General features: G+C 54.8%; 4 protein-coding genes. 1 reads left to right on the top strand and 3 read right to left on the bottom strand.

The window, feature by feature from the left end; genetic code table 11:
- Nucleotides 1-112: 112 nt before the first annotated feature.
- Genes QOS10_RS09000 through QOS10_RS08990 form a run of 3 tightly spaced genes read right to left on the bottom strand, consistent with a single transcriptional unit; the run spans nucleotide 113 to nucleotide 2,672 of the window.
- Nucleotides 113-976, bottom strand: coding sequence for an alpha/beta hydrolase (locus tag QOS10_RS09000; RefSeq protein ID WP_283595147.1), 864 nt, complete (start codon nucleotides 974-976; stop codon nucleotides 113-115).
- Nucleotides 977-979: 3 nt separating this feature from the next.
- Nucleotides 980-1,663: a 2,3-bisphosphoglycerate-dependent phosphoglycerate mutase gene (locus QOS10_RS08995; protein ID WP_283595146.1), complete on the bottom strand. Its 684-nt coding sequence runs from the start codon at nucleotides 1,661-1,663 to the stop codon at nucleotides 980-982.
- Nucleotides 1,664-1,721: 58 nt separating this feature from the next.
- On the bottom strand, nucleotides 1,722-2,672 hold the full coding sequence (locus QOS10_RS08990) for an AEC family transporter (RefSeq protein WP_283595145.1): 951 nt from the start codon (nucleotides 2,670-2,672) through the stop codon (nucleotides 1,722-1,724).
- Between the two features lie 208 nt (nucleotides 2,673-2,880).
- Here QOS10_RS08990 and QOS10_RS08985 point away from each other — a divergent pair, with 208 nt between their 5' ends.
- Nucleotides 2,881-4,608, top strand: coding sequence for a cell division protein (locus QOS10_RS08985; protein WP_283595144.1), 1,728 nt, complete (start codon nucleotides 2,881-2,883; stop codon nucleotides 4,606-4,608).
- Nucleotides 4,609-4,721: the final 113 nt, after the last annotated feature.

The raw sequence follows: 4,721 nt of genomic DNA, 5'->3' as shown, positions 1-4,721 counted from the left end.
AGCTCATGGTTCCGACTACTACGGCCCATAGCGGACTTTCACCGCCTAGCTAATACCCATGCCGGGCGCACTGCAAACAAAAAAGATACCGGAAATCCGGTATCTTTTTTGTTTACTTCACTTTTTGATCGATGAAATCACGGATAACATCATAGACCGGCTGGCTCCAGAAGTCGCGCTCGTGGTTGGCCCCCTTCACCCGGTAGGCCGTCACATCGTACCCGTCTTGATCCAGCTTGTCGTACATGTCAACCATCTGATGGTAAGGCACTACCTGGTCGGCATCCCCGTGCAGCAGCAAGAACGGCGGGTAATCCTGCCCCGGCTTGGCAACATCCAGCGGACTCATCGCTGCCTTTAACTCCGGCCATTTGGCGGTGTTAGGGCCGAACAAACAAAGTTGTAGGAGCTTGTTGCCGGGAATCTTGGCAGACGCCTCGAAGGTATCGGCGACGTCCATCGGGGCAAAGCAGGAAATCACTGCATCGACCCGGTCAGACTCATGAGCATACAAATGGGTCCGGTAACGCGGATCATCCCCGGTCAGCCCCACTAGCATGGCAGCGTTGGCCCCGGATGACGTTCCCCAGATGGCCACCCGGTGCGGATCGATCGCATACTTGGCCGCTTTGTGCCGCAGAAAACGGATCGCGGTCTTCACATCCTTCAAAAAGGCCGGGAACGCAAAACCGTCGACGGCGCTGCGGTGCTGAACCGTCACAACCACGTAGCCGTGCTTGACGAACTGGACCAGTTGGGGAATCTCCTCCCCCATCTTGCCCGTCCGCCAGGAACTACCCTGAACGAAGACGATCAGCGGCCGGGGATCTGTATGGTACTGCTTTGGGTAGCGCTGCGTCCACGGTGCCAAGATCTGCATCTTGAGCGGGCGCCCGGCCACGGCAGCATAGGTGATGTTCTCGATCAGGCGGACCTGACCAGTCAGGTTAGGGTTGTTTTGCAGCTCATGAATCATTTATTATTCACCATCCATTGTTATAAAGGTCTTCTTGACGATGTTCAGCCGGTCGTCGAAGCGGTACCAGATCGGCTTGCCATTCGGCACCTCAACCTGGTCGATCTTGTCGTCCGGGATCTGATCGAGGTACTTGATCAGGGCCCGCAGCGAACTGCCGTGGGCCACGATCAGCTGGTTCTTGCCGTCCAGCAGGCGCGGCGCAATCTGGTCTTGCCAGTATGGCAGCAGGCGCTTCTGAGTCATTGCCAAGCTCTCACTCAGCGGCATCTTGACCCCCAAGCGGTCATAACGGCGCTCATGCTGGCGGTGTTCCAACTGCGGCGGCAGGTCACGAAAGCCCCGCCGCCAACGGTGAAGCTGATCGGCCCCGACCTCTTCCTTGACCTGGGCCTTGTTCCGGCCGCTCAGTGCGCCGTAGTGCCGTTCATTCAGGCGCCAGGTCTTGTGAACGGGAATGTAAAGCTGGTCAATCTCGTCAAGGACCAGGTTGGTAGTCATAATTGCCCGCTCCATGTAAGAGGTGTGAGCATCACTGAACTGAATACCAAGCTGCTTCAATTCCTTGCCAACTGCGATCCCCTGCTGGATACCTTCAGGGGTCAGCGGTACATCCGTCCATCCTGTAAAGATGTTATCCCGGTTGGCTTGGCTTTGACCATGCCGAACAATTACTAAATCTACCATACACTTTCACTCCTTTGCCACCATTAATCATAGCGCAATTGTGCACTATTTAACAGTGCTAGAGCAGGGTCTTAATGAGGACCATCAGGATTGGGATCACGATCACACTCAAGACAGTCGTCTCGGTCACCATGATCGCCGCATAGTCCGCATCCGCGTGGTAGAGCTTTGAGACAACTGGGGCGTTAGTCATCACCGGCATCGCGGCCTGCAGGATAAAGACCTGCTTCATCAATGGCGGCATACTGCTGGGCAGGACCAAGATCGCCATCAGGACCGGAGCAAAAAGGAAGCGGCCCAGCAGGATCCCCCAGGCATCCCGCGTCAGCCGGACCCGGCTCAGGCCCGCATTGGAGATGGCGATTCCGATGAAGATCATCGACAGCGGAATGGTCAGCCCGCCGATGTATGAAAGATCAGCCATCACAAACTTCGGCAGGTGGACATGCAGCATAACCAGGATGACCCCCAGAATAAAGCCGAGCAATGGCGGTGAAAAGATCTTCTTCAGGGCCGTCTTGACGTCGATCTTAGCCTCGTGCAGGCCGTCCTTCTGGATTAGCCAAACTCCAAGGGTCCAGAAGAAAGTCGTATTGGCCATATAGTAAACCAGGACATACGGGATCGAGGCGTTGCCGAAGAGGGCCAGGTTGATTGGCAGGCCGATGAAGACCGTGTTGGAATTGAAGAACATCGACGAAAAGAGGCCGATATGGGCCCGCTTGATCCCGATCACCCGGGCCACCGCAAACGACAAGGCGAAGAGGATAATCATCGACAGGACCGGGTAACGCAGGTCCGGCAGCAAGGTCTTCAGTTCGCCGGCTGAGAAATCGTGCATGATAGTCGTCACCATGTAACAAGGCAGGGCAACCTCAGTGACGATTCGTGAGATGATCCGCGGGGACTGGGGATTGAACCAGCCGCGTTCATTCATCACGAAACCGACGACGACCATCACCAGGATGATCAGGACACCCGAAACGGCCGACAGAAAAATCGAAAACATGTATTTAACTCATCTCTTTCTCATAAAGATGTCTTTTATTGTACACCCGCCGTCATCTTCGCCGTCCATGATTCGACATCTCAGAGGATTTGTTCCATTTGAATGTCGCAATAGTGAAAATAGTCTATAATTGTGTAGATTGACTAATTTTTATTAATTATAGGAACAAAGTATGAAAAGAAAAGTATACCATCTCATAAACTGGTCATTGCCCTACCTTGCAATCTGTGCGATGGCCTACATCGTTATGTATCCCCAGCTCATCTCCCATGGGGTAATCCTGGGAACCGACTCGATCTTCCACTTTAACCGTTTCTATGACGCGGCCAAGCAGATCCAGCAGTTCAACTTCAGCTACTTCCAGAGCAACTACTGCTTCCAGCAGAGCGGCCGGGTGATCAACGCCGTCTACGGACCGTTGTTTGCCTACCTCAACGGAGCCCTGATTGGCATCCTGGGTACCTGGTTCCGCTATGAGATCATCACCAACCTGATCGTCTACATCGGCGGGGGAATCGGGATGTACCTGCTGGCGATCAAGGCGCATAGCTCCCGACGCTTTGCCCTCCTAGTCAGTCTGATCTTCATGAACATCGGTTGGCTCCCCCGCTGGGAACTCGCCCAGAACATGAATGCCTGGGGTGCGATGCTGGCTCCCTACATGCTGATGTGCGGACTGACGATGCTCCAGGACCGTCAGCGCCCCGTGCACTGGCTGCCGTTGATGACGCTGATGACCATCGTTATTCAGATCCACCTGCTGAGTTCGCTCTTCTTCGTGGCCACCTTGATTCCGTTCTTCATCATCGGCCTGATCCGCACCGGTCGCCGGTGGCACATGATTGGCGAAACCACCCTGGCTGGTATTGGAACCGCCATCCTGACGGCCAATGTCTGGGGAGCGTTGCTGATGCTCAACCTGCATAACAACATCGCTACCCCGGCGTCCTTCAACATGCTCAAGAACTCGCTGGTACCATCTCGGTTCAGCAGTACCCGGGCCTACCTGATCTACTTCTGCTGGATCCTCTTCGTCCTGCAGTTTGTCTACGTTTGCTGTCATTTGAAGCGGTCTTTGGTCAACACGACGGTCACTATCATGGGGGCGATCGTCTTGATGTTCAGTTCAATCTGGACGCCCTGGGAGAAACTGGCGGTCGCCATTCCGAGCCTTCAACATAATCTGCAGTTTCCCAACCGGCTGACGATCATCGCCTACCCCCTGCTTCTCCTCGGGGTCGCCATCTCGGCCACCGCCTTTGTCCAGCATGACCACGAGCCGGCCCTGTACCTGCGCCGCAACCTCACCATCGGCGCCCTGCTCTTCGTTGTCACCCAGGTCTTCGTACCGAACACCATCGACGTTTTCCAACGGACGGCTCGTTACCAGTCCACTGACGTCCTCAACACCTCCAGTGCTATTGCCTGGGTCACTGACAACCGGGTTAAACTCCGGCGGTCCGTCCACGATCTCTATCCAGGCCAGCTGTTGACGATGGTTGAGAAGCGAAGTCCGGACTACCTACCGATCCCAAAGAAGTACATCAATAAGAAATATATCCGTTCCTTTGCCTACCAGGACCAGATCATCAATCATGCGCAGGAATACCAGCACACGGTCCTGCCGCATGGTGGTCTGCAGCTGACCTGGAATGCTAGCCAGGCGAAGAAGGTGCGGCTGCCGATCATTACCTACCACGAATCGCAGCTGACCGTCAACGGCAAGCGGCTGAAGCACTACCAACGGTCCTCGATTGGGGCCCCTTACGTTCACCAGCGTCAGGGTAAAAACACTGCCACCCTCTACTTCCGGATGGCCGGCTGGTTCAAGGTCATGCTGGCTGTTTCACTTACCGGAATGACCCTGCTCCTGCTATACGGGATCTACCGCTTTGTTCGCGCCTGTCCACGCTTCTGGCAGCAGATAACGGCATGAGTATAATTCAAAATAAAGACGTGAACCGCCAAACTCGCGGTCCTGTGCCCTGTCAAGTTGACACTTTAAATAATGAAAATTAGCTGGCCTTGCCAAAGCAATATTCTGCTGCG

It is taken from the genome of Limosilactobacillus galli (assembly GCF_947381495.1).
GTDB lineage: Bacteria > Bacillota > Bacilli > Lactobacillales > Lactobacillaceae > Limosilactobacillus > Limosilactobacillus galli.
The sequence above is the reverse complement of the archived record's forward strand: the minus strand, read 5'-3'. Positions and strand labels throughout refer to the sequence as shown.

What these genes read in the sequence shown, in the direction of transcription:
- QOS10_RS09000 (WP_283595147.1), bottom strand. Translation starts at nt 976, where the DNA reads ATGATTCATGAGCTGCAAAACAACCCTAACCTGACTGGTCAGGTCCGC.
- QOS10_RS08995 (WP_283595146.1), bottom strand. Translation starts at nt 1,663, where the DNA reads ATGGTAGATTTAGTAATTGTTCGGCATGGTCAAAGCCAAGCCAACCGG.
- QOS10_RS08990 (WP_283595145.1), bottom strand. Translation starts at nt 2,672, where the DNA reads ATGTTTTCGATTTTTCTGTCGGCCGTTTCGGGTGTCCTGATCATCCTG.